At 54.5% G+C, this 24,286-nt stretch carries 20 protein-coding genes; 18 read left to right on the top strand and 2 right to left on the bottom strand.

The window, feature by feature from the left end:
• Position 1: 1 nt before the first annotated feature.
• From HBA55_RS13565 to HBA55_RS13540, 6 genes are all read left to right on the top strand, one after another.
• Positions 2–1,663, top strand: coding sequence for an AMP-binding protein (locus HBA55_RS13565; protein WP_166991987.1), 1,662 nt, complete (start codon positions 2–4; stop codon positions 1,661–1,663).
• Positions 1,664–1,737: 74 nt separating this feature from the next.
• Positions 1,738–2,889 carry an acyl-CoA dehydrogenase family protein gene (locus HBA55_RS13560; protein WP_166991984.1) on the top strand — a complete coding sequence of 384 codons (1,152 nt, stop codon included), beginning with the start codon at positions 1,738–1,740 and terminating at the stop codon, positions 2,887–2,889.
• Positions 2,890–2,927: 38 nt separating this feature from the next.
• On the top strand, positions 2,928–3,164 hold the full coding sequence (locus tag HBA55_RS13555; protein WP_166991981.1) for an SCP2 sterol-binding domain-containing protein: 237 nt from the start codon (positions 2,928–2,930) through the stop codon (positions 3,162–3,164).
• 146 nt (positions 3,165–3,310) lie between these two features.
• On the top strand, positions 3,311–3,601 hold the full coding sequence (locus HBA55_RS13550) for a hypothetical protein (RefSeq protein WP_166991978.1): 291 nt from the start codon (positions 3,311–3,313) through the stop codon (positions 3,599–3,601).
• A gap of 255 nt (positions 3,602–3,856) precedes the next feature.
• Positions 3,857–5,128, top strand: a complete 1,272-nt coding sequence (locus tag HBA55_RS13545; RefSeq protein WP_166991975.1) for a DUF3592 domain-containing protein — start codon at positions 3,857–3,859, stop codon at positions 5,126–5,128.
• A 14-nt stretch (positions 5,129–5,142) separates the two neighbouring features.
• A complete protein-coding gene (locus HBA55_RS13540) occupies positions 5,143–6,078 on the top strand; it encodes a hypothetical protein (protein ID WP_166991972.1) in 936 nt (311 codons plus the stop codon).
• A 5-nt stretch (positions 6,079–6,083) separates the two neighbouring features.
• Here HBA55_RS13540 and HBA55_RS13535 read toward each other — a convergent pair whose 3' ends face one another.
• Positions 6,084–6,752, bottom strand: a complete 669-nt coding sequence (locus HBA55_RS13535; RefSeq protein WP_166991969.1) for a GntR family transcriptional regulator — start codon at positions 6,750–6,752, stop codon at positions 6,084–6,086.
• A gap of 239 nt (positions 6,753–6,991) precedes the next feature.
• Here HBA55_RS13535 and HBA55_RS13530 point away from each other — a divergent pair, with 239 nt between their 5' ends.
• From HBA55_RS13530 to HBA55_RS13505, 6 genes are all read left to right on the top strand, one after another.
• Complete coding sequence (locus tag HBA55_RS13530; RefSeq protein ID WP_166991966.1) at positions 6,992–9,118, top strand: TonB-dependent receptor; 2,127 nt, start codon at positions 6,992–6,994, stop codon at positions 9,116–9,118.
• Between the two features lie 35 nt (positions 9,119–9,153).
• The gene (locus tag HBA55_RS13525; protein WP_166991963.1) at positions 9,154–11,058 is read left to right on the top strand and encodes a serine hydrolase domain-containing protein; all 1,905 of its coding nucleotides are present in this window, start codon (positions 9,154–9,156) and stop codon (positions 11,056–11,058) included.
• A 32-nt stretch (positions 11,059–11,090) separates the two neighbouring features.
• The gene (locus HBA55_RS13520) at positions 11,091–11,975 is read left to right on the top strand and encodes a 3-keto-5-aminohexanoate cleavage protein (protein ID WP_166991960.1); all 885 of its coding nucleotides are present in this window, start codon (positions 11,091–11,093) and stop codon (positions 11,973–11,975) included.
• Positions 11,976–11,982: 7 nt separating this feature from the next.
• Positions 11,983–12,939 carry a PLP-dependent cysteine synthase family protein gene (locus HBA55_RS13515; RefSeq protein WP_166991956.1) on the top strand — a complete coding sequence of 319 codons (957 nt, stop codon included), beginning with the start codon at positions 11,983–11,985 and terminating at the stop codon, positions 12,937–12,939.
• Between the two features lie 65 nt (positions 12,940–13,004).
• Complete coding sequence (locus HBA55_RS13510; RefSeq protein ID WP_166991953.1) at positions 13,005–15,236, top strand: CocE/NonD family hydrolase; 2,232 nt, start codon at positions 13,005–13,007, stop codon at positions 15,234–15,236.
• A gap of 101 nt (positions 15,237–15,337) precedes the next feature.
• Complete coding sequence (locus HBA55_RS13505; RefSeq protein ID WP_166991950.1) at positions 15,338–16,009, top strand: GntR family transcriptional regulator; 672 nt, start codon at positions 15,338–15,340, stop codon at positions 16,007–16,009.
• A gap of 34 nt (positions 16,010–16,043) precedes the next feature.
• Here HBA55_RS13505 and HBA55_RS13500 read toward each other — a convergent pair whose 3' ends face one another.
• Positions 16,044–16,205, bottom strand: a complete 162-nt coding sequence (locus HBA55_RS13500; protein ID WP_166991947.1) for a hypothetical protein — start codon at positions 16,203–16,205, stop codon at positions 16,044–16,046.
• A 276-nt stretch (positions 16,206–16,481) separates the two neighbouring features.
• Between HBA55_RS13500 and HBA55_RS13495 the strand changes: the two genes are divergently transcribed.
• From HBA55_RS13495 to HBA55_RS13470, 6 genes are read left to right on the top strand one after another with little or no spacing between them, the layout of a single operon-like run.
• A complete protein-coding gene (locus HBA55_RS13495; RefSeq protein WP_166991944.1) occupies positions 16,482–17,873 on the top strand; it encodes an aminotransferase in 1,392 nt (463 codons plus the stop codon).
• Between the two features lie 23 nt (positions 17,874–17,896).
• Positions 17,897–19,663, top strand: a complete 1,767-nt coding sequence (locus HBA55_RS13490) for an acyl-CoA dehydrogenase C-terminal domain-containing protein (protein ID WP_166991941.1) — start codon at positions 17,897–17,899, stop codon at positions 19,661–19,663.
• Between the two features lie 24 nt (positions 19,664–19,687).
• Positions 19,688–20,476: an enoyl-CoA hydratase-related protein gene (locus tag HBA55_RS13485; RefSeq protein ID WP_166991938.1), complete on the top strand. Its 789-nt coding sequence runs from the start codon at positions 19,688–19,690 to the stop codon at positions 20,474–20,476.
• Between the two features lie 6 nt (positions 20,477–20,482).
• The gene (locus HBA55_RS13480) at positions 20,483–21,946 is read left to right on the top strand and encodes an APC family permease (RefSeq protein WP_166991935.1); all 1,464 of its coding nucleotides are present in this window, start codon (positions 20,483–20,485) and stop codon (positions 21,944–21,946) included.
• Positions 21,939–23,153 (top strand): saccharopine dehydrogenase family protein, encoded by a 1,215-nt coding sequence (locus tag HBA55_RS13475; protein WP_166991932.1) that lies wholly within the window; start codon positions 21,939–21,941, stop codon positions 23,151–23,153. The genes HBA55_RS13480 and HBA55_RS13475 overlap by 8 nt, the downstream gene beginning before the upstream one ends.
• Positions 23,150–24,286 (top strand): DUF819 family protein, encoded by a 1,137-nt coding sequence (locus HBA55_RS13470; protein ID WP_166991929.1) that lies wholly within the window; start codon positions 23,150–23,152, stop codon positions 24,284–24,286. The genes HBA55_RS13475 and HBA55_RS13470 overlap by 4 nt, the downstream gene beginning before the upstream one ends.

Raw genomic sequence — 24,286 nt, 5'->3', positions numbered from 1 at the left:
TATGAGACACAATACCCTAATAGATTACCTTGATCACTGGGCGGACGAGCGCAGTGACAAGGTCTGGTTGCGAGGTTTGTTTGAGGGCGGTAGCGACGACTATACCTGGTCTGAGGCCCGGCGGCAGGTCAATGCGGTTGGCGCAGCCCTTGAGTCGCGGTTCGGCCATGGGGTTAATATGATCCTTCTTTCACGTAACCGGCCCCACTGGTTCCTCGCGGACTTGGCAATCATCCGCTCTGGCAACGTTACAGTGGGTATGTTCACCACCTACTCACCGTCCATCGCTCAGTACATTGCCGAGTTCACCGAAGCCAAGGTTATTTTTGTAGGTGAAAGCCCAAACTGGGAGGCAGTTCGACCTGTGCTGCCGCCTGATATCACCATCGTTACGCTACCAGGTGTCGAGGTAGAGGTAGAAGGAGAGGGTGAACACCTGACCTGGGATGAACTCCTCGTCGAAGGGGAGGGAAGGGTGCCGGACTACACCTGTCAGGCCAGTGACACCATATCGCTGGTTTTTACTTCAGGCACGACCGGTCTGCCGAAGGGGGTTATCCAGACGCACGACAGCAACATTATCCCTATCCAGCGCGTTAAAGAGTTCGTGGCTCTTCCCAATGAGCCACGCTATTTCTCTTACTTGCCCCTGTCACATCTGGCCGAGCGACAGCTCGTTGAATTCACCTCGCTATGTCAGTGCGGCGAGGTCAGTTTTAACGAGTCTCTGGATACATTGTTGCCAGATCTACAGCGCTCTCGTCCCCACTTTTTCTTTGGCGCACCGCGTGTCTGGGAACAGCTCCAGCAGGCGGTCATTAGCAAGTTAGGTGGACAGGAAGCGTTTAACGAAGCATTGAAATCGGATCCCCAGGGGATTGGCAAGCGGGTTGTCGATTCTCTGGGGCTGGGCGAGGTGGAGTTCTGCCTGACGGCATCGGCACCAACCCCGGCGCCTCTGGTTCAATGGTGGGAGTCTATGGGCCTGATTTTAATGGATGGTTTTGGCCAGACCGAAGCAATGAGTTTGATACTCAGCCACAAGGACAGTCGCCGCACTGGTTCAATTGGCAAGCCCATTGGTGAGGTGGAGTACAAACTCACGGACGAAGGTGAGCTTACTGTTCGTGCCGAGGGTTTCACGCCTGGCTATTACAAGCAGCCAGAGAAGACCGCCGAACTCATTCGCGATGGTTGGCTGCACACCGGCGACAAGGCGCGCGTCGATGAAGATGGCTTCCTGTATATCACCGGACGAGTCAAGGACTACTTCAAAACCATCCAGGGTAAATTTGTGGCGCCGCCTCCCATCGAAGGGCAGTTTTCGGAAAACCCCTATGTCGAACAGCTGTGCCTGATGGGACGTGGGTTTTCCAAGACGGTGATGGTGGTGGTTTTGGCCGAGAACGCGAGCAGCAACCATCAGCTGAGTGTAGAAAATTCAATCCGCGAAACAGTCGCCGCAGTCAACAATAGTGTTGAGAAACACGCCCGTATCGGCGCGGTCATCATCAGTACGGAACCCTGGAGTATAGAGAATGAGGTGCTTACGGCTACCCTAAAGATACGGCGTGAAAAGATTGACGAGCGCTTCGCGGAACTCGGCGAGCGCCTTGCCCGAGAGTCTGCAGAGCAAGGACAGCTGTTGGTGCACTGGAGCTAGATGCCACCATCGAGATTTTGAAGAGTAACCTTACGTGGAGTACTGCTCCAGCAACATTTGGTGAGATAAAAATCATGATTCCAAGAACAATATTTGAAACAGAGCACGAACAGTTTCGAGAAAGTGTACGCAAATTCCTTGAAGCCGAGGCGGTTCCTTACCATGAGCAGTGGGAAGAGGATGGCCAGATTGATCGCCAGCTGTGGTACAAGGCTGGTGAGCAGGGTTTTCTCTGTCCTACCGTACCGGAAGAGTATGGTGGTGTAGGAGTAGACTACCGCTACAACGCTATCGTCACCGAAGAAGTGGCACGGCTGGGGCTTACAGGAATCGGCTTTACGCTGCACTCCGATATCGTTGTGCCCTATATACTGCACAACGGCTCAGAGGCACAGAAACGGAAATACCTGCCCGGTTGTCTCTCCGGCGAGCTGGTGACCGCCATTGCCATGACTGAACCGGGTACTGGCTCTGACCTGCAGGGGATTAAAACCACTGCTGAGCTGGACGGTGACCACTATGTGATTAATGGCGCAAAGACTTTTATCACCAACGGCCAGCAGGCCGATCTTGTGATTGTGGTCTGTAAAACCAATCAGGATTCCAGCGCCGGCGCACAGGCATTTAGCCTGTTGTTGGTTGAAGCGGATACGACTGGATTCCAAAGGGGTAAGAACCTGAAGAAAATCGGCCTCAAGGCCCAGGATACCTCCGAACTGTTTTTCCAGGATGTGCGTGTCCCCAAAGAGAACCTGCTGGGCGAAGAGGGCAAGGGATTTCTCTACCTAATGCAGGAGCTGTCTCAGGAGCGCTTGAGTCTGGCGTTAGCCGCAGTGAGCAGCTGTGAAGCGGTGCTGCAACATACCGTGGATTATGTGAAAGAGCGCAAGGCGTTTGGCAAACCGGTGGCCGCGTTTCAGAACACCCAGTTCAAATTGGCCGAATTGGACGCCGAAATCACTGCCATGCGCGTGTTTGTGGACCGCTGTCTGGAGCTGCACATTCAGGATAAGCTGGATGCGGTAGGCGCTTCCAAGGCCAAGCTACTCTCTACCGAACTGCAAGGGCGGGTCATGGATGAATGCTTGCAGCTGCACGGCGGTTACGGCTACATGTGGGAATACCCGGTGGCCCGGGCCTTCGCCGATGCTCGCGTTCAGCGTATTTACGGTGGTACCAGTGAGGTTATGAAATTGATTGTCGGCCGATCTTTACTGGCGGATTGAGTTTCTGGCAGCGGCTCTATATCAAATAGATATTTGTAATGGATCTGCCACAATTTGGCTTCTGTGGAGCCGAAGTATTGGACAAGCCCGATGTCACTCTCGGTGTGTCAGAAGAAAACCTGATGGCAATCGTTACCGGTGAAGCCGATGAACAGATATTGTACTTTGGAGGCAAGCTGGAGCCCGAGAAAACCGCTGAAGTGATGGAGGACGGATGCTACCGCAAGCGATGGCCCAGGTTGTGGGGAATAAAGCTGGGATACAGCTTTCATTAGCAGGCAGCGTCATTAATACCCAGATGCCATATGTGTGTCGCCACTCAGTATCAATGGTTATATGCCGTCCAGGCATTCCAGAAAATACACAGGGCAGGATTAGCAGACTAGACTTGAATGATATTCAATAGAAAGGAAACCCTACCATGCAGCGGATCTTCGGTACCACCATGCTCTTGAGCGCTTTGATCGCATTTCCTGCTTTCGCCGAGCCCCTTGTTATAAAATCCAGCAGTACCCAGGCAACGGTGCTTAAAAACTACACGGACAAATACGTAACCCTCAAGCTCAAATCAGGCCAGGAGCTCAGTGGCTCGGTAAAATCCGTGAGTAAAAAGCTGGTGCACCTGCATGAACTTCGGGGCAGGGAGTTTTTCGATGCCGCAGTTTCACTCGACAGCATTGAAGCCGTGATCGTGAGAGTTCGGGACCGATGAAGGAGTCTGAATTTCCTGAAGGTACTGTCTTTTATATCAAGGAATTTGACGTTCCCCTGGCGCATATACCTGATAAGGGCTGGGTTAATTTCTATGGTGGGCATTCCGCATCGTATGATCCCAGTTCCCTTCGAGTTGATAATAATTGGCGGGCTGACTCCTTTGAGCAATGGTTGGCGGTTGTCGAGAAGTCCATACGATAGCGGTCATTCGAGACAAGACATAATCCGGGATGCCTCGTAGAAAGGATGGTTCATGAATGGCGCGGTACTGGTACTACTGATATTTGGTATTCTCTGGGCCGCTCTAGGAATTAATGCCGTCAAGAACCAGCGGGCGGCCTATGTCTACTGGCAACCCGTGCCAGCAACGATTAAAACCCATTTGTTCGAGGCCGAGACCCGTTCGATCGATAATCCCGCCGTTGCCAATGTTCTTGGGGATTCTGTCACCGAGGGACTTAGGGAACATGCCGAATCCAGAAACGCGGATGCCGTCGACGTTGATACCATTGATACCAATGTACACTGGCTTGTCTACGAATACCGATTTGACAATCAATGGTACGAAAGCAGGACCGCCTATTTTCACCAGGGCCAGGCAAACGAGGCCCTGCTGGATGAATACCCTATTCACCAGCCCGTCACTGCCTACGTCAACCCGGCGGCACCGGAAAACAGCTTTCTTATCAGTGCGCCCAGTTTTGGTGGTTATGCGCTGATACTGATCAGCCTGTGGATTTTCTCTCTGGCGTCAATCGTCGGCCGCGGCAGTTTTCCCGTCGACCTGACACCATACAGTCTGCTTTGCCTGGCTGCCGGTTCGCTGTGTATCGTTCATTACGCGCTGCTTCGAGGTCCGTTTGCGTTGTCGGCGGCACTGCTTTCAGCGGGGTATTTGGTGATTTCCGGACTGCCTCTGTTTTGGCCCTGGCTGAAAAGCAGCGTGCTTCCAGCAATCGCACTTCGACTGGAACCGGTTTTTGGCAGCGTGTCTGCGGATCACTGGGCAACGATAGGATTTACAACGTTTGTCGGTGTCCTATTGCTGATATTGGTCGTGTTTCCAATTTGGTGGGCCGCCTCGTCAGCGTCTTTGGCCGGGCGTTTTCACCAGTCCTTTATACCTGTATCCGCAACGGTGATTGTCAGTGAAGTACGTAAGACCTATCACCCTGCAGGCGAAAAAACTCCCGCTTTTTACAGCTATTGGCCCGAAGTAAAATTCAGCTACAAGGTTGATGGTCAACATTACGAAACCGGGCTGTTAGAGAAGTCTCCGGATACCTCTGATAGAGTCACGGAAGAAATGAAAGGTGTATTGGACCGCTATCCGATAGGGTCTGAACATGAGATTCGCTATGACCCGGAAAATCCCTATGTGGCTTACGCCGCTATGCCGTCGCCGCAGGAAATCTGGAGCTCCTTGGCAAAGTATGGCCTTTGGTTACTGATAATTCTTTTTGCTCTGCCGATAGTGGCAATCTTGGCAACCATTGCCATGAATGCGATTTTTGGTGGTTCGTGATGGAGTAGGCAAGCATGGAAGAAGAAGTAAAACTGGTATCTACGGTTTATTCCGTACTTCAAACCGTGGTGGTGGCGACCATAGTCTTGGTTATCGCCCTATATGTTCTGCACTTTTTTCATTCGACGACCATGTTAAGCCTGCACCGGGGGCATACCGGCTATGTGACGGCTTCGGCTTTTCGGACGACCTTGTGGGGGTTATTCGAAAACAACCGACAGAATTATAATGGCGTCACCGGTGCCGACAGAATTCGCCATGGTCGACTTTCAAATGTGCAAATTCACGCGGAATCCGGAGATGCCAAAGTCAGCAGTGGCGCCATAGAGGGGAATGACGCGAGCATAGCGGTTGATGCAATAAAAAAGTTCATCGCTGATGAGAGCAAGGAACGGCTTAATATTGAGCTGCCGGCTGAGCAGGTCACCGGTCTTTCGATGATTGGTTATGGGATTTCCATTGCTGGATTTGTCATCTTGTCAGTCGGTATGTATCAGGTGGGCCCCATGGCTTATCGACTGGCCTTTTGTCTGGCCTGGTTTATCTGGCCGGCCATTCTGTTTATGTCTAACCAGCCTCACAAGACTCTGGAACTGCAAAGGGCGGGCAACGAAGTCAGCGGTTATGTTCGTCATCACATGCTTTTTGACATTTTCACGTTCAAACGTATTCCGCTACAAGACGTACAAAGTACTACCACAGCGACAGCGAGCTTGGAGTTGGTTTGCGACCAGGGGCCTTCGGGGTTACCGTTATGGCGCGATAGCAGAGACGGGCTGGCTGCAGATCGTGAAACGATAAAAGCGTTTTTGGCAGATTCCTCGACAGGGAGTTTAACCCTCAGGCACGCGGAGCACAGGGCGTGGACGAATCTGGCGGGTTATGCACTACTGATGCTTACCTTTGTCACGCTTCTGGTCCCGATTTTTCAGACCCCGCCACCGGATTAACTACACTAGACAATGTAGTATTTGGCGGCAATATGAATATCGTCACTCAGGGCCTTATAGGCCGCCTCGGGGTCACGATTTTCTATTGCGTCGATAATGGAACCATGGGAGTTGTGATTGAGACTGGTACCATGGCCACTCGTCCCACCGGGAAAGTAGCGGCCAATTAAAATGCGAAAATAGGGCCCGGACTGCAACCACAGGGATTCGATTGAGCGCAGCAGGGTCAGTGAATCCGCTGCCTGGTAAATCGCAAAGTGGAAAGCCCGATTGGTCTTGGCAGCTTGTTGCGCGTCTCCCGCCTCGATTGCCTGCTTCATCTTTTTGTCCAGAGCGTGTAACTCTCTGACCAGTTCGGGGGTGGATCGCTCAGCCGCACGGGCGGCGGCGGCCGGTTCCAGAATCTTGCGTACGCTCTTTATGTCCTCGTAAGCCTCTGGCGAAATACAGGGTACGCGGATGGTGGAGCGCGCCGAGTCCTTGGCGGTGAGAGCATGCTCGGAGACCAGCCTCTGCAGGCTCTGGCGCACAGGCATGGGGCTGCAGCCCAGTTTGTCCGCCAAGTTGCGTATAACCATCGCCTGCCCCGGTTCGAACTCTCCACAGGTAAGGGCCTCTTTGAGTCGGTCGTATACCTGTTTCTGCAAGCTCTTGTTTTCAATCTTTTCCAGCATGGTACGTCTTGTGCCGTTTTTTACTTGAGTGATATTTGATCACAAATTTCATATCACTACAAGCTCTGGATGATATTTATAGATTTGTGATCAAAAGAATTTGATCACACATGGTTTATGGAGTATCTTTTGACGATGCGCCGTTCAGCTGTCTTGTTCGCGCCGGCGCCTACAATGTTTATATAACAGTCCGGTTTTATTGGCCCAGAGGTCAGCGGCCGGGCGCCAGGGGAGGAATTATGAAAAGAATTGTGCATAAAAAGCTGTTGAGCTCAGCACTAGCTGTTATATGCCTCGGAGGGGGATCAACTGCAGTACTCGGGGACGAAGACGAATTTCTGCTTGAGGAAATTATCGTCACAGCAACCAAACGCAGTGAGTCTGTTCAGGATGTGGCGGGTTCCATTTCTGTGATTTCTGCTGAAACACTGCAAAATCAAGGCATCTCCGATTTTGAAGAAGTCTTTCAGTCGGTTGCCAATGTTTCTTACGAGTCACCATCGCAACAGAGCCCGGCGATCAGCGTTCGAGGCGTTAATAATATCGGCAACGGTGTCGGCTTTGAGCCAGCCGTAACGGTGTATATTGACGAAGTTCCTCGTCTGCGGCCCTCAGCTTATGGGTCGGCAATTTATGATTTGGAGCGCATCGAAGTGCTTCGTGGTCCACAGGGCACCCTATTTGGTAAGAATACCGTTGGTGGTCTGTTCTCGGTGACTACCCAAAAACCGACTGAGGAAACGCAAATCAATGCAGAGCTTTCCCTCGGCAGTCGCGATCTGATTCAAGCCAGAGCGTCGGTCGCCGGTGAACTGGTTGAAGGTTCCCTCTCTGGCCGTCTGGCGATGGTTTATAAGGAGCAGGATGGTTGGCTGGAAAACCGCAACGGCGAAGACCTTTTCGGCCAGGAATACTCCGCGGTTCGAGGTCATCTACTGCAGCAGGTCAACGAAGATATACGTCTGTTATACACCGCCGAGTACTCGGACTTTGAAGGTACGGGCGATCAAACCCAGGATGTCGATGGCGACTCAATGGATCGCTCCGTCAGTGTTGGCCCCCGCAACAGCAGCGTACGCGATTCAAGCCTGGTGTCGATAAGAGCGGATATCGACTTTGAAGCCTTGACGCTGACGTCTCTCAGCGCCTATCAGGCCTTCGAATCCACGGCTTTCTACGATCAGGACTTCTCGCCGGCCGAAGGCATTGTCACCATGTTCACCGAAGACGTCAGCGCGTTTACCCAGGAGGTTCGTTTAACGTCCAACTATGAGGGACGGGTCAACTTTATTGCGGGCTTCTTCTACCTTCACGAAGAGGTGGAGAATCCAGTCGATTTTTGGTTTGGTGATGACTTTGGAGATCCCTCCGGTACCTCCGTCACCGAGATCGAAACCGACAGCCTGGCGCTGTTCGGCACCATGAATGTCGATGTGACGGACACCCTGGAACTCGCTCTTGGTCTTAGATACACGGAGGAAGAAAAGGATTTTGACCTTGACGCGACCTTTGTCGAGGTATTTCCTCCCGGTCAGATTTCTTCGACGGAAGACCTTTCAGAAGAGCGTTGGTCCGGGGATATTACCCTGAATTATCGCCCCAATAACGATTGGCTGATTTACGCCAAATATGCTCATGGATTCAAGGCCGGCGGATTCGCCAACATCTCTGCCTTAACTGGCGGTGCGCCCATAGCAACGGCGTTCGGCCAGTCCACGCTCGACTTGTCTGATTTCCTGTTTGATTCCGAGTTGATGGATAACTATGAGATCGGTTTCAAGTCGGACATCGGCGACCGTGTTCGCTTTAACGGTTCGGTGTTTATGATGGATTACACCGACAAGCAGGAGCAAATCCAGGGTGACGCTGTGATCGGTGGTGTGACCTTACCGGTGACCACCATCGCCAACGCCGGCGAAGCAGAGATCAAAGGTGTGGAGCTGGAATTGGTGGCGCTGGCCACCGAGTGGCTGCGCCTGGAAGCAGCCCTTGGTTACCTGGATACCGAGTTTACGGAGTTCGACGATCCCCTGGGTGGCACCAGTCTGGAAGGCAATCAACTGGCCCGCGCGCCGGAGTGGAGTGGCTCTCTGGCCGCGCAGTTTAACTTTGCGGTGTCTGATGGTCTCGATGGCATGATGCGCATCGATGCCAACTACAAGGGCGACAATTACATCGGCCAGACCAATACCCTGGAGCAGGAGTCCCACACCATCGCCAATATTCGCGCCGGGGTGGAAGCCACCGACGGACGTTGGGCGGTTTACTTGTGGGGGCGCAATGTCACCGACGAGACCGTTTACCAATTCCCGAATCTGGTGAATGCGCCTGAATCCTATGGCATGGACCTGAGAGTGAATTTTTAAGCTCCACAGCGAGTGATCAATCCGAGATGATGCTTATGTTTGTACGAAAACCATCCTTCCTGTTTACCGCCTTTATCGCTGTTTCGGTTCTGCTGTTGGGCAGCAGTGTGAGAGCGGTCGAGCTGGATGTGAATCAGATGTCTCGCTGGGCGGATGACTACTTTGGTCAGGCCTATCAGGAACACCGGTTTTCCGGTTTGGTGTTTCAGGTGGTTAAGGACAATGAGGTTGTCATTCAGAAAACCTGGGGAGTTGCCGACGAGAAAGGCGCGCAGATCGATCCCGATCACACGCGGTTTCTGATTGGGTCGATGACAAAGACTTTCACCGCCACGGCCATCGCCAAACTTTACCAGGATGGGTTGATCACTTCGCTGGATGATCCGGCCAACAAGTATTTAAAGCGAATCAAGCTTGAGGATTACCAAGGCAGGCCGATTCTGGTTCGCCATCTGCTGACGCATTCAGCAGGTTACGAACAGAAGAACGCCCGGTTGGGTACCTTTGATTCTCAGCCGGAGCTGGTGCCCGCCACCGAAGCGGAAAAAATGCTCCCTGCGCTCGTTCGCGAGCCGGGAGAGCTGGTGAGTTATTCCAATTTCTCTACCGGAGCGCTGGGTTTTATTGTCGAGGACGTTTCCGGGCAATCAACGGAAGATTACCTCAACGAAAAGATCCTGAGCCCATTGGGCATCACCAGTGCAGGTTTTGAAAACGGTCTGCAACAATCGGACAATGTGATGAGAGCTCTCAAGGTCAAGCCGGAAGGCACGACACCTATGAAGTGGCTGCCCTTCCACCCATTTGCCGGTCCGATTGGTGGTATGGGGATTACGCCTAATGACATTGCTCGCTATATGCAGTTCCAAATTGCAGAAGGTCGAAATGGTTCCGATAACATTCTGTCAGAGGAAACCTTCAAGTTATTACATGGCCGCAGCTTTTCAAACCACCCCTTTGAGGGAATCAGCGGTATCGGTATGAAGTTCTGGACCAACGTCTGGAACGGTGAACGTCGTGTGGAGCACGGCGGCAGCTGGCCTGGTCACAACTCGCTGATGGTATTGATGCCGGATTCCAACCTTGGATTCTACGTTGGAATTGTCGGCTCAGGGTCACCCAGCCTGACCCCTTTCGAGGTCAATACTCAAGTGTCGACGGCATTATTGGGTGAACGCCGTTTCGAATACCAACAGACCTCAGCAAATCTCTCCGATTACGTGGGTTTGTACCGCAATGAGAATCGCAATATCAGTACGCTGGAATCCATTCTCTCTTTTATGGGCGGTGATGTGGCCGCAGTGGAACAGGCCGGGGATGGCTCTTTGACCATAGCGGGGGTAAGCGGCTATCGCAGCATTGCCCCGGATACCTTCTGGAAAGAGGGCTATGTGTCCAACAATCCCTTTATGTCCGAGTTATATGGTTTTAGTCGCGATGAACAAGGCAATGTTATTCGCATGACGCCGCAGATTGGACTGGCGACCTTCAGTAAAACCACCCCACTGGCGACGCCTATGGTCTGGATGCCTATTGCCAAGTATGCATTCTTTGTCATGCTGACCGCAGTGATTGCTTTACTCTGGCCCGGGCTTAACCGCCGCACCCGTCTGGTCAAATATATGAGCGCGGCTGGTGGTGTGCTGATTATTTCATTGCCTCTGCTGTTCCTGGTGGGACATGGCGAGGGAGGGCTGGGGTACTACCATATTTCCGGCCAGTCCCATCGCTACGCGCTGATGGCAATGGCGGCCAATATTTTCCTGGTTTTGTTCTTTGTGCAGTTGTACTTCGGTGCGCGTATCTTCAAAACGGACCGCTGGGGGCAGGGTTGGCGCTCTACGTTTGCGGCGGTTCATTTCGTGGTGCTGTCGCTGTCTGGTGCGGCACTCTTGCCGGTTCTGTGGCAAATCAACTTGCTGGGTTGGAATCTGGTTTGACATTCGACTCACCGAATACCTGAGGATTATTTGTGAAAAAAGATGTACTGATTACCTGCGCCGTTACCGGCGGTGCAGACACGACCGGCAAAAACCCCAATATTCCCGTCAGCGCTGAAGACATCGCGCGGGACGTGGCCGATGTCGCTGCCGCTGGGGCCACCATGGTGCACCTGCATGTGCGTGATCCGGAAACGGGGCTGGAATCCTGGGACACCGAGCGATTTGTTGAGGTCGTCAATCGCATTCGCGACCAGGGGACGGACATTATTATCAACCTGACCACCGCTATTGGAGTACTGGTCAGCTTTGATCTGCAGAATCCCTCGCGGCTGAATCCGGACAAAACCCGTTTCTGGGGGCCGGAACAGCGATTGCAACACATCGAGGCTGCCAAACCGGACGTCTGTTCGCTCGATATGCCGATCATGAATTACAATGACACGCCCTACTGTAATCTGCCCCAGCATGTGGAGATTATGGCCAAGGCGTTGCAGCGAATGGGGGTGAAGCCGGAAATTGAATGTTTTGATATCGGTGACTTGTGGCGCACCCAGGCGTTTATCAAACAGGGGGTTTTCGATGCGCCTCCTCTGATTCAGCTGTGCATGGGTATTCCTTACGGTGTGCCCGCGACCACTCGTGGTCTGGTGGCCATGGCCGATATGCTGCCGCAGGATTGTGTCTGGGGTGCCTTTGGCATTGGCGCGCAACAAATGCCTATGGTGGCACAGTCCGTATTGATGGGCGGCAACGTGCGGGTGGGTCTGGAAGATAACCTCTATATTGAAAAAGGCGTGCCCGCCACCAATGCACAGCTGGTGGAGCGGGCCGTGGAGATTATCGAAAAAATGGGCAGTAATGTATCCTCGGTGGGCAATGCCAGGGAGAGCCTGAATTTACCGGCCGCGGTGTAAATAACCCATGAATATCTGTGACTCTATACTCGATACCGTCGGTAACACGCCGCTGGTGGCCCTTGATCGCCTGACCCGGGGGCTGAGCGGCAGAGTTCTCGCCAAGTGTGAGTTCTACAATCCCGGGGCCTCCAAGAAAGACCGGGCGGCGCTGCAAATTCTGAAGGAGGCCCGCGACAGCGGCGACCTGCAACCGGGGCAAACGGTGGTGGAGCTGACCAGCGGCAATATGGGCACCGGGCTGGCGATTGCCTGCAGTATTCTCGGCCACCCTTTTGTAGCGGTTATCTCCAAGGGCAATTCCCGCGAGCGCTCGATAATGATGAGTGCCCTGGGGGCCCAGGTGCACCTGGTGGACCAGGCGCCGGGGTCAAAGCCCGGCGAGGTAACCGGTGAGGACCTGGAGCTGGTGCGCCTGGAAGCCGAGCGGCTGACGCAGGAGTTGAGTGCTTTCTACGTCGACCAGTTTCACCGCGTCGGCAATCTCAATGCCCATTTTCAGGGTACCGCTGAGGAGATCTGGCGCCAAACGGAAGGGCAGTTTGACGCCTGGTGCGATTTTGTCGGTTCGGGCGGATCCTTTGGCGGCTGCACCCGCTTCTTTAAGCAGAAGAACGCGGGTATCCAGTGCTTCATCGTCGAGCCTCAGGGCGCCGCCGCCCTGGCCGGTGAATCCATCAGTTGTCCCGATCATCCCATCCAGGGTGGTGGATATGTCATGGGCTCCCTGGATTTTCTGCGCGACACAGACGCCGATGAATATCTGCAAGTCAGCGGCGAAGAGGCCATGCAAATGACGCGGCGGTTGGCTGCGGAAGAGGGCATATTCGCGGGCTTTTCGGCCGGGGCTAATGTGGCTGCCGCCCTGCAGTTGCTCAAGGGGCCGATGGAAGGAAAAACCATCGTGGTGCTGTTGTGCGATTCGGGGCTTAAGTACATGAGTACCGGTCTGTGGGAAAGCTAAGTAAGTGCCATGCAGTGACAAAATAAAGTAGAGTTATTTGGCTTTGTTGAAGAGAAATTGTGAATATGTCAATTCTATTTTCCAGTCTCCTTAAGCGGCTGCTTATTATTGCGCTGCCCACCGCCTCACTCATCGGGTGTGAACACACCGAAGTTCAGAATGACAATCATCGGGCGAGCAACGAGGTCGTGGCAAACTACGATCGCTCCGACTGGAAGCACACACAGGCGCTGTGTTCACAGTCGCAACTCGATCAAACCAGGGCGTCTTCTTTTGGCTGCTATCGGGGATATTCCGAAGCGCAGTACGATCAGTTTATTCGTGAATCCGTTTATGTACCGGTGCGGGACGGTGTGCGTCTGGCCGTGGACATTTATCGTCCGGTTAAAGATGGCAAACCCATTACCCGTCCAATGCCGGTGATCTTTACCTTTTCCCGTTACTGGCGGGCGACGGAACATCCCGATGGCATGGTATCGACCTATGTGGGGCGCATGCCCATCGGGCAATCCACCATCGCCATTAAAGCGGCGCTGGACAATGGCTCACAAGGCGACGTTCAGGGCGTCGGTTTGCTATTGGCTCACGGTTATACCTTTGTTCGGGCGGAGGCGCGCGGTACCGGCGCGTCTTACGGTTTGCGCAATGGCGACCTGTCGGGTGTCGAAGCCCTGGACGGGAAAAACATTGTCGAGTGGATTGTGCAGCAACCCTGGTCAAACGGTCGGGTGGGGATGATTGGCCAGAGCTACGAAGGTATGTCCCAGTATCTGGTGGCCAGCGCCAACCCCAAAGGCCTGAAGGCGATCTTGCCCGGCGTAGCGACCTTTGATGAATACCGAGCATCCTGGAGTGGTGCGGGGGTTTTGAGAAAGTATGGTCTCGCCTGGCTGGCGCGGGAGGCAAAGCGCGACGGTGTGCAGAAAGGGGTCGAGAGTTCGTCGATCAATCCGGTGGATCGTTCGGGCAAGGCGGTCGCCCGTGTGGATGCGGATGTTGACGGTAGTCAGAGGGCTGCCGCGCGCCAGGAGCGTCTGAGCGATCCGGAGGCCACCAACCCCATGCTCTACTTTATTCGTCAGTCACCAGAGGCTGGTGAACTGGTGGATGCCATCTCCCGAGCGATGGGCACGGACTCCCCGGCGCAGATTATGGAGACGCTGTATTCGGTTGAGCGGCTGTCGGCATTGATCGAGGCGAATCCGGAATTGCAGCAGACGTTGAGTCAATTGAGTTTTTACCGCGACCAATCCGAGATGCTGCAATCGGCGCAGGATGTCGGCCCTAACAATCTGGCCACACTGGTGGAGCGAATCAACAACACGGATATTGCGGTTTACAACTGGGGTGGTTGGACGGATTTTGCCTCCATCGATACCCTTCTGTGGTATGTGAATCTGGATACCGGTAACAAGCTGACCAAACTGGCAATGGGACCCTGGACCCACGGACCCAATGAACGGGACGATCGCAAGGAGGACGCCTCCTACGTGTTGCGCCGTATCGAGCAGTTGCGCTGGGCGGACTTTCATCTGCGCGGCATAGGCAACGGTATGGATTTGGAGCCCCGGGCCACCTTTGCCACCCTGCGTTCTTCACAGGAGTTTGACTGGCAGCACCGCGCCGGCTGGCCGGTGGCCGATACGTCCTACAGGAGCTGGTACCTGGCACCGGAGGGGGGCTTGTCTGCGGTTCGGGGTTCCGCCGGCAGTAGCGGCTTCGAGGTGGATTTTACCTCGACCCTGGGTGAGCAGACCCGCTACCACGATGCTATTGGTCTGGGACCCAATGTACTGCCGGATCTGACGGCGCATGGGCGTAACGGCGCGCTGTCGTTTACGACAGCGCCTCTGGAAAAGGCGGTCACTGTCACGGGGTCTGCTGTGGTTTCCCTGTTTCTCAGCGCCAATGTTCCGGTGGTGGATGTGAATGGGTATCTGGAGGTGGTGGAGCGTGACGGGACGGTGCGAATGCTGGCAGACGGTGTGATGAAGACTTCCCACCGCCGCTTGGGGCAGCCCACGTACGATAATCTGGGGTTGCCCTGGTCTGATTCACGCAAGGATGTGGTGATGGAGACACCGGCGATCGAGCCGGGTAGGCCGGTGCGAGTGGAGTTTGATTTGCAGCCGACCAGTGTGGTGTTTAACAAAGGGGAGCGTATCCGATTGGTGGTGACGGGGGCGGAGGCGCATACGAATCTGACGATTCCGCGGCCGACTCCAGTCAGGATTGAGTTGGCTCACGGCGGCAGCCGGGCATCGGAGTTGCGGTTGCCGGTGCAGTTGGTTGAGTGATTTTTGTGCAGTCGGTGACGGAGTTTCTCTGCTCCCGGGCAATGGGGTAGAATGCGGGCTGTTTATCACTGAACTCTTTAAAACAGAATCGGGGGAATACCATGCTTGAGAAGATTGAGGCCAAAAGTTTGCAGGCCAAGGTCTATCAACAGTTGAAGGTGGCGCTGATGGGCGGTCACTTTGCCCCGGGGCAGGTGTTGGTCATCCGCGATCTGGCCGATCAGTTGGGCACGAGTCCCATGCCGATTCGGCAGAGTTTGCATCGATTGGTATCCGAGCATGCGCTGGAGGAGGATGACAAGGTTCGTTCTTCGGTGCGGGTGCCGGAGCTGTGTGCGGATGTCTTTGATGATATTAAGACGACCCGTAAGTTGGTGGAGGCCGAGGCCGCTGCCATGGCGGCCAAGCATGCCGATGATGGGTTGTTGGATAGGCTGCGGGAGTTGGATCGGGAGATTTCTCGGGTGGTTGAGGCTGGCGATGCCGGTGAGGCGGCGTTAGCCAATCGCAATTTTCATTTTGCGATTTATGAGGCGGCCGGTTCTGTGACGATGATGCGGGTGATTGAGTCGCTTTGGTTGCAGTCGGGGCCTTATTTCAGGGCTTTGATCGATAAGTGTTTTGAGTTGGGTGATGAGGCGATTGCCCAGATCAATAATAATGATCATATTCTTGAGGCGATGGCGAATGGTGATTCCCGGGCGGCGCGCAAGGCGTTGTCTGAGGATATTGAGCGGGCGGCCAAGTTTTTTCGGGATTATATTCATCAGTAGTTTTCAGGTACGAACTGTGGTGTGAGTTTGTGCCTCAATCGGCGTTTTCGCTTTTGGGTTTTGGAGCCGACGGTCGCCCGTCGTTGATGCGTCCTTGAATAGTGCGCGGCAGCCCGGGTCGGGGGAAGCCATCTGTGACACGCATAAATACGTCCATGTAGCTCTGCTGCGCCATCCATGGCGCAGACGGTCCCATATGGCTTCCCCCGACCCGGGCTTTATCGTCTTGTTCTGCGTCCTATAGGAGCTCCAAAACCCAAAAGCGAAAACACCTTGGTCTGGTAGTACACCTTAATTGTTGTTTCGTAACCGATTTCTATGGGCTGGCTGGCCCGTATCAACCTGAACTCTCCCTGTTAATTGTCTTAAATCTCAAGCGGCATGTTTTTGCCATTTGACTTGTGATCACAAATCAATATATAGTGATCTCAAGTTCATAGCCTAATGAGCACCGTTCTCTGGAGTCATAACAATGCAGAAACAAGAACTGTCCACGCGCCAGCGGGATGCCCAATTTGTCCTTCCCCATTACGTCAATTTGTCCAAGCGCTTTGTCGAGGGTGCCGATGTTATTACCGGTGGCGACCGTGTCTATGTGATCGATGATGAAGGACGTCGTTTTCTGGATGCTTCTTCGGGCATGTGGGCGGCGTCGCTGGGTTTCAGTGATTCCCGTCCCGCAGAGGCGGCGATTGAGCAGTTGCGACAGTTGCCGTTTTATCACTATGGCCTGAATAAGACCCATGAGCCGATTGTGGATCTGGCTCAAAAACTGGCAGGTATGGTGCCAATGGATAACGCCCGTATTCATTTTGCGACGACGGGGTCTGAGGCCAACGATTTTCTATTGAAGTTTATTTGGTACGCCAACAGTGCCCGCGGTTTGCCGGAGAAGCGCAAGGTGTTGTCTCACCATAATGCCTGGCACGGGTCGACGATTGCTGCCTGCAGTATGAGTGGTATTCCCCGTTGTCATCAGGGGTTTGGCTTGCCGCTGCCGGGGTTTATTCATCTGACCGCGCCGCATTTTTTCCGTAACAGTCTGGATGGTGAGAGTGAGGCGGCGTTTGTTGAGCGTTTGTGCAGGGAGTTGGAGCAGACGATTGAGGAGCAGGGGGCGGATACGATTGCGGCGATGATTGTGGAGCCCGTTGGTGCAGCCTCCGGTGTGGTGGTGCCGCCGTCGAGTTATTACCCGGCGGTGCAGGAGGTGTTGCGTCGTCACGATATTTTGTTGATCGCGGATGAGGTGGTGACGGGTTTTGGTCGCACGGGCAATATGTTTGGCAGTCAGACGGTGAATATCGAGCCGGATGCGATGACGTTCGCGAAGGGGTTTTCGTCGTCTTATATTCCCATTTCTGCAATAGCACTGAGCCCGCGAATTTATGATTTTTTGCAGAAGGGCAGTGATCAGTATGGATTTTTCTCTCATGGTTCGACCTTTGCCGGTCACCCCGTTGGTTGTGCAGCGGCCTTGAAGACGCTCGATATTATCGAGAACGATGGCATTGCCGAGAACGTGGAGACAATGGGAAATCTGTTGGGGCAGAGGATGAAGGCTTATGCGGATCATCCCCTGGTGGGAGAAGTGCGCGGCACCGGCTTGATGTGGGCCATGGAGCTGGTTGCCAACAAGTCCACTCGAGAGTTGCTGAAGTACACCGGTGCGGCGGCCAACCAGTTGGCGGTTGAGTGCGAAAAGCGCGGCTTGATTATTCGCAATCTGGCCAACGGTGATTCGGTTGCTATCGCGCCGCCGCTGATTATCAATGCCGAGGAGATTGACGATCTGATGCATCGCTTTGACGGGGCGTTCACCGCCACGCTGCAGTGGATCGAGAGTAAAGAGCTGTTGGCTTGAGTCAGGACACCGGACATTAATTCATGATTACTTATAAAGCTCCACTGCAGGATTATCAGTTTATTCTTTCTGAGTTGTTGGCCGAGGATCTGGCCCAAACCGGTCAGCAAGGTTTTGCGCTGGAAGATTATATGGCCATCATCGAGGAGGCCGCCAAGCTTTGTGAAGCGGAGTTGTTGCCGATCAATCGCCAGGGGGATGAGCAGGGTTGTTCGTTTGACGGTGAGCGGGTTAAAACCCCGGAGGGTTTTAAGGCGGCGTTTGATCAGTTTGCCCAGGGCGGTTGGATTGGGCTTAACGCCGACGCTGAGTTTGGCGGTATGCAGTTGCCGTTGTTTCTAAATGTGATTCTGCACGAAATGATTATGGCCAGTTGCTTTTCGTTTGGCGACTATGTGGGTTTGCCGCAGGCGGCCATGAAGACGATTGCGGCTCATGGTTCCGAGGAGATCAAACAGCGATTTTTGCCCCGAATGGTTTCCGGCGAATGGTCGGCGACGATGTGTATGACGGAGCCCCAGTGCGGGACGGATTTGGGATTGATCAGTGCCTCAGCAGAACCCATCGGTGAAGATGGATACCGTCTAAATGGCACCAAGATTTTTATCTCGGGCGGCGACCATGATTTGTCGGAGAATATTGTTCATCTGGTGCTGGCAAGGTTGCCGGATGCGCCCGAGGGAGTACGTGGCCTGAGTCTGTTTTTGTGCCCGAAGTTCAATCTCAATGACGACGGCGAGATCACTGGCCGCAACGGGGTTAATGTGGTGCGGCTGGAAAAGAAAATGGGCTACCGCGCGGCCTCGACCTGTGAGATGTTTTTTGAAAACGCCGAGGCACAATTATTGGGTGAACCTCATAAGGGCCTGAAAGCCATGTTTACCATGGTGAACACGGCGCGGTTGCTGGTGGCCTTGCAGGGGCTGGGTTCCAGCGAGACGGGTTACCAGACGGCACTGGCCTATGCGCGCGAACGCCGGCAGGGTCGTGCGCTGAGCGGCGTGGTGGATGTGGATAAGTCTGCGGATCTGTTATTGGTGCACCCCGATGTGCGCCGGATGTTACTGGCAACCCGCAGCTTCACCGATGCCGGGCGGGCACTGGCACTATGGCTGGCGATGCAGATGGAGCAGGCGCAACATCATTCCCAGGCGGACAAACGCCAACGGGCTGCGGATCTGGTGGCCTTATTAACGCCGGTGGTTAAAGCCTCTTTTACCGACCTGGGTTTCGAAAGTTGCAACAACGCCATGCAGATTTTCGGCGGTCACGGCTATATCCGTGACAATGGTCTGGAGCAGTTGGTGCGCGATTGTCGCATTGCCCAGATCCAGGAGGGGGCCAACAGTATTCAGGCGCTGGATCTGATCGGTCGCAAACTCAATATGCACGATGGTCGGCTTTGGAACGCGTTCAGTGAAGAGGTCAAGGCGACCACCAGCGAGGCGGCTTCGTCGCCGGCGGTGTCTCACTTTGCCATTGCCCTTAAAGACGCATTCTATGCGCTGCAGTCAGCGACGGAAGATCTCAATCGTCGAATTGCTAAAGATGCCAACGAAATCGGCGCGGCAGGTGTCGATTACCAAAAAGCCTTTGCACTGGTGACCTTTGGTTGGATGTGGCTGAAGATCGCTCAAGTCTGCGCAACCCGAACGGATGAATTCTCCCAATCCAAGTGCGCCGTTGCCCGTTACTTTTTTGCTCGGGAGTTGCCCAAAGTGAAACTGCATTTGCAGGTGGCAGCCACCGGCGCCGATGTGTTGATGTCGGTGGACGAAGCACTCTTCTAATTGATTAACAGGAAAATACAGAACATGACAGACGCGGTTAAAACCAATGAAGAGGCGGGCATCTTTGAGATTACTCTGGATCGTCCCAAGGCCAATGCCATCGACGCCGCCACCAGCCGCGCGCTGGGTGAGGCGTTTGCCTACTACCGTGACAGCGATCATCTGCGTTGTGCCATTATTACCGGCGGTGGGGAGAGAATTTTCTCGGCCGGTTGGGATCTGAAAGCCGCGGCGGAGCACGGCGAGAACGAAAACCAGGATTATGGAGTGGGTGGTTTTGCCGGTATCACCGAGATGTTTGATCTCCTGAAACCTGTTATCGCCGCGGTAAATGGTGTAGCCGTTGGGGGTGGTGTGGAAATCGCTCTGGCCAGCGACATTGTCGTGGCTGCGGATCACGCCAGTTTCTCGTTACCTGAAACATCCGTTGGCGTTGTCGCCGATGCCGGCGGTGTGCAGCGCCTGCCGCGAAAAATTCCACACAATATTGCCATGGATATGTTACTGACAGGCCGTGTCTTGCCCGCCAGTGAGGCTGCCCATTGGGGGCTGGTCAATTATGTTGTGCCGGCCAGTGATGTAATGGAAAGGGCTCGCGACATCGCGCGTAGTATTGTTGACGGAGCGCCCCTTTCGGTTAAGGCCATCAAGGAAATCGTGGCGACTACGGACAGCCTGAGTGTGGAGGAGCAGTTCCATCGGGTGCGCAACGGCGGTTTTCCTGTGTTTGAAAAGATGTTGCAGTCGGAGGATCACATCGAGGGTCCCCGCGCCTTTGCTGAAAAACGCAAGCCCCAGTGGCAGGGAAAGTAAAGCAATATGCAGCGTGCGGTGGAGGCAACAGCGGAACCTGTCGAGGTGAGTGAAGCCACCTCGAAGAGTACCGATCTCAGCGGGCGTCAATTATTCGCCCTGGCCTTCGGTGCCATTATTGGCGTCAGCTGGCTGATGCTGGTGGGGGACTGGATCCGACAGGCGGGTTCGTTTGGAGCCATGCTGGCTTTTGTTCTCGGCGGTGCGCTGATTGTTCCTGTCGGGCTTTGCTATGCCCGCCTGGGCCAGCGTTATCCCTCCACCGGGGGAGAGATTGTCTACGCCTATCGTTTCTTTGGTTCCGGCGCCGGATTTTGCGCCGCCTGGACTTTAGCGCTGGTCTATATTTCCCTGTGTGGTTTTGAGGCGGTCTCTGTCGCCTGGATCCTGTCAGAGATTTTTGCCTTCGATCAGGGGGAGCCCCTGTATCAGTTCGCCGGTGCATCGGTTTTTTTGGCGGATCTTTGTCTGGCGCTGGTGTTCACGTTGGTATTGGCCAGGGTGCATATTGGCGGGCTGAGAATGGCGGCGTCCTTCCAGGACGCCACAACCTTGCTGCTGGTGTTGGTAACTTTCTGTTTTCTCGGACTCGCATTTTACGGCGGCAGTCCGCAAAATCTGCAGCCGCTGTTCGCGGATTCAGCGACTGATTCCAGCGCTGCAGAGCTGGGTGGATTTATGACACTGCTATTGGTGACACCGCTGTTTTTTGCCGGTTTTGGTGCCGTACCCCAGGCCCTGGGTGAGAGCTCCGAAAGGGCCAGAAAACGCTTGCCCGCGATTGTTGTGTGTGTCATTGGTGCCTCCATTTTGTTTTATGTGGCGGTGATCTTCTCGACTGCCTACATACTGCCTTTCGAACAAATCGCCAATCGACCGCTGCCGGTGGCAGCGGCCTTCGAACTGGCTTTTGGCAGTGAGTTGATGGCCAAACTGGTCTTGTTCGCCGGCCTGCTGGGATTGCTGACCACCTGGAATGCCGTACTGTTTTCCGCCACGCGGGTAGTGTTTGTGATTTCCAACGCCCAGTTGGCACTACCGGGTTTCCGGCGTCGCAATCGCCACGGTAGTGCTGGCCGTGCGATCTGGCTGGTTTCCGTAGTAACTCTGATGTTGGCCATGGCGGGCCGGCAGGCCTTGCTTCCCATTGTCACCATTGGTGGTGTGGCTATCTGCCTGATGTTTCTGTTGGTAGGTTTTTGCACGCTGAAAATGCAGATAAAGGAGATGAACGCCATTGGTTGGAAGCGGTTATTACCCGCACTCACGATTGCCATTGCCGGTGGCTTGTTGGCCATCAATCTGGTGTATTTATTCGGTAATGCACAGCGCGGTGAGTTTACCGAACTCGGGGTGATCCTGGTCTGGGTCTTGACAGGGGCCACCTTCTGGTGGCGCGGCCGACACTACCGAGGTTCGGTTACCGACGCTTACAGACGACAAAGAATTATGGGGAAGGTGGATGAGTAAAGGTCAGATTGCGGTCATCGGTGCCGCTGGCAGCCAGGGCAGCCAGGCCATCGATTATCTGCTGAACACGTCACCATCGCTGCAGGTTTTGGCTGTTGATCGGGAGTTTTCCTGGGTGCAACGAAACCATTGGTCAAACGGCAGTGTGCGCTGTGTCAGTCTCGATGTGGTGGCTGAACAGGAAAAACTCACTGAGTTATTTGCAGTTATTGATGTGGTCGCCAACTTTGCCGGTCCTTTCTTTAAAATCGGTCCGGCGGTGATGGAAGCGGCGCTGCGGTCGCGCACTCACTACATCGATATCTGTGACGACTGGGACGCGATGGAGCAGTTGATGGCCCAGCATACTCGCGCCCAGGAGCAGGGTGTTATCGCCGTCACCGGTGCTGGTGCCGCACCGGGTGTTACCAATCTATTGGTGAAAATGGCGGCCGAGTATCTGCACCGTCAGAATCCACCGGGCCTGGCACTGGCTGCAGCGGGCATTAAGGCGGATATCTGTTGGTGTGCTCCTCCGAGGGACCTCACCGCCGGTATCTTTGAACACATGTACCACTGTTTTGAAACGGCGATTGCCGGCCTTGATGAGTTTCCGCAATGGCAGCAGTTGCAGCCACGCCGTGTGGAGTTTCCCGAAGCACTGGGAGCGGTGGAGCTGGTACAGCTGGGTCACCCCGAACCCTATACCCTCAAGCGCTGTCTGGGTATAGACGCTAACTTGTTGGGCGGTTTTACCGATGCCGAACTGACCCGGGAAGCCTGGAGACTGTGTCGGGAGGTGCATCAGGGTCGATTGGCGTCGATTGCGGATGCCTGGGATCAACTGAGCAAGAGTCGCTGGTTCAACCAGGCAGACAGCACGCCCTATAGTGGCATGGTGATTGACGTTCAGTTGCAGCAACGCGGTATTCGTTTCGAAAACCAGACCACCATATCCATGGAGCAGTCGACAGCGGTGCCGGCCGTTGCGGTGGCCTTGATGGCACTGTCTGGCCAGTTGCAGGAAACCGGCGTCTGGTCGCCGGAAATATTGGACCCGACGACATTCTTCACAACGGCCTCTTCCGTTTCTCCGGGAGGTGGGCAGCTGGAATGCTATGCCACGGCCGATGGCCGCAAACAGGAACAGATCTCTATTCGCTCACTGTTGGCTCCGGTCGAAACTGGTGGAAGTGGAAGTGGAAGTGGAAGGGAGGGGGAACTGTGACCAATGACGACTTTTTTATGCTGACCCTGGTCTGCGCCAGCAGTGCAATCGGTTTGGCTATCGACCACAGTCGACTGGGGCGGCAGATTCCGGGTGCCCTGGTGATGTTGGTCGCCGGGGCATTGCTCTCCACCTTGAATGTGGTTCCCGAGCACAACAGTATTGATGATGCGATCGTGCTGGTTCTTTTGCCGCTTGCAATCACGTTGTTCCTGATGAAATCCGATGTTCGCATGCTGTGGCAAACCGCCCGCGGTTTGTTACCCGCGTTTGGTGTGGCCATGCTGGGAACCCTTGCCGGCGTCTTGACGGTGTATATGGCACTGCCTCTGCAGGACGACGCCGCGGAGCTGGCGGGTGTGGTAACAGCAACACTGATTGGCGGCTCTATGAATTTTTTTGCAGTTTCCGAGGCCGTGGGTTTTGCGGACAGCCCGCTCTACGCCGGGGCACTGACGGCGGATGTCATTATCGGCGTTGTGTTTCTGTCGCTGTTGTTTGTGATGTGTTCTTCAACTCTGCTGCGGGCGATAGTCCCCTCGGCGACCATGGATGCGGAAGCCGAGGCTTCGCGGTTGCACGACGCGGATCAAGTGGCCGCGGCAAAATTGCCCGCCGTTGTCTCCATTATGCTCGCCCTGGCGGTTGCCAGCGCCATTGTCTGGGTCAGTGGCGTTCTGAGCCAAATCCTCGGGATAGAGAAATATCGTATTCTGGTGATTACGGTCATTACCGTGGCGCTGGCCAGCAGTTTTCCGGCATCACGCCAATACATCGTCCACGAAGATAAAATGGCCATGGTGATGATGTACGCTTTTTTTCTGGTAACCGGTGCCTCTGTGGATCTGGGTGGGCTGTTCGGCGGTTCTCTCTATGCGCTGCTTTACTATGCATTGGTATTGGGGATTCATGTTGGTGTGCTGCTGGTCTTGGGGCGTTGGTTTAAAGTCGATCTCGCTGCACTGCTGGTGGCATCCAATGCCTGTGTTCTGGGCCCGCCGACGGCGGCGGGCATGGCTGCCAGTCGCGGTTGGCATCATTTGGTGTTACCCGGTTTGCTGGTGGGCTTGTTCGGTTACGCCGTGGCCAATTTCCTCGGCGTCGGCGTCACCTGGTTGGTTGGAAAATTTTAG

Source organism: Pseudomaricurvus alkylphenolicus (assembly GCF_011683955.1).
In the GTDB taxonomy this organism is placed as follows: Bacteria; Pseudomonadota; Gammaproteobacteria; order Pseudomonadales; family Cellvibrionaceae; genus Pseudomaricurvus; species Pseudomaricurvus alkylphenolicus.
The sequence above is the reverse complement of the archived record's forward strand: the minus strand, read 5'-3'. Positions and strand labels throughout refer to the sequence as shown.

Bases quoted from the DNA above. Each gene is read 5' to 3' on its own strand.
- HBA55_RS13565 (WP_166991987.1), top strand. From the start codon at position 2: ATGAGACACAATACCCTAATAGATTACCTTGATCACTGGGCGGACGAG.
- HBA55_RS13560 (WP_166991984.1), top strand. From the start codon at position 1,738: ATGATTCCAAGAACAATATTTGAAACAGAGCACGAACAGTTTCGAGAA.
- HBA55_RS13555 (WP_166991981.1), top strand. From the start codon at position 2,928: ATGGATCTGCCACAATTTGGCTTCTGTGGAGCCGAAGTATTGGACAAG.
- HBA55_RS13550 (WP_166991978.1), top strand. From the start codon at position 3,311: ATGCAGCGGATCTTCGGTACCACCATGCTCTTGAGCGCTTTGATCGCA.
- HBA55_RS13545 (WP_166991975.1), top strand. From the start codon at position 3,857: ATGAATGGCGCGGTACTGGTACTACTGATATTTGGTATTCTCTGGGCC.
- HBA55_RS13540 (WP_166991972.1), top strand. From the start codon at position 5,143: ATGGAAGAAGAAGTAAAACTGGTATCTACGGTTTATTCCGTACTTCAA.
- HBA55_RS13535 (WP_166991969.1), bottom strand. From the start codon at position 6,752: ATGCTGGAAAAGATTGAAAACAAGAGCTTGCAGAAACAGGTATACGAC.
- HBA55_RS13530 (WP_166991966.1), top strand. From the start codon at position 6,992: ATGAAAAGAATTGTGCATAAAAAGCTGTTGAGCTCAGCACTAGCTGTT.
- HBA55_RS13525 (WP_166991963.1), top strand. From the start codon at position 9,154: ATGTTTGTACGAAAACCATCCTTCCTGTTTACCGCCTTTATCGCTGTT.
- HBA55_RS13515 (WP_166991956.1), top strand. From the start codon at position 11,983: ATGAATATCTGTGACTCTATACTCGATACCGTCGGTAACACGCCGCTG.
- HBA55_RS13510 (WP_166991953.1), top strand. From the start codon at position 13,005: ATGTCAATTCTATTTTCCAGTCTCCTTAAGCGGCTGCTTATTATTGCG.
- HBA55_RS13505 (WP_166991950.1), top strand. From the start codon at position 15,338: ATGCTTGAGAAGATTGAGGCCAAAAGTTTGCAGGCCAAGGTCTATCAA.
- HBA55_RS13500 (WP_166991947.1), bottom strand. From the start codon at position 16,205: ATGGGACCGTCTGCGCCATGGATGGCGCAGCAGAGCTACATGGACGTA.
- HBA55_RS13495 (WP_166991944.1), top strand. From the start codon at position 16,482: ATGCAGAAACAAGAACTGTCCACGCGCCAGCGGGATGCCCAATTTGTC.
- HBA55_RS13490 (WP_166991941.1), top strand. From the start codon at position 17,897: ATGATTACTTATAAAGCTCCACTGCAGGATTATCAGTTTATTCTTTCT.
- HBA55_RS13485 (WP_166991938.1), top strand. From the start codon at position 19,688: ATGACAGACGCGGTTAAAACCAATGAAGAGGCGGGCATCTTTGAGATT.
- HBA55_RS13480 (WP_166991935.1), top strand. From the start codon at position 20,483: ATGCAGCGTGCGGTGGAGGCAACAGCGGAACCTGTCGAGGTGAGTGAA.
- HBA55_RS13475 (WP_166991932.1), top strand. From the start codon at position 21,939: ATGAGTAAAGGTCAGATTGCGGTCATCGGTGCCGCTGGCAGCCAGGGC.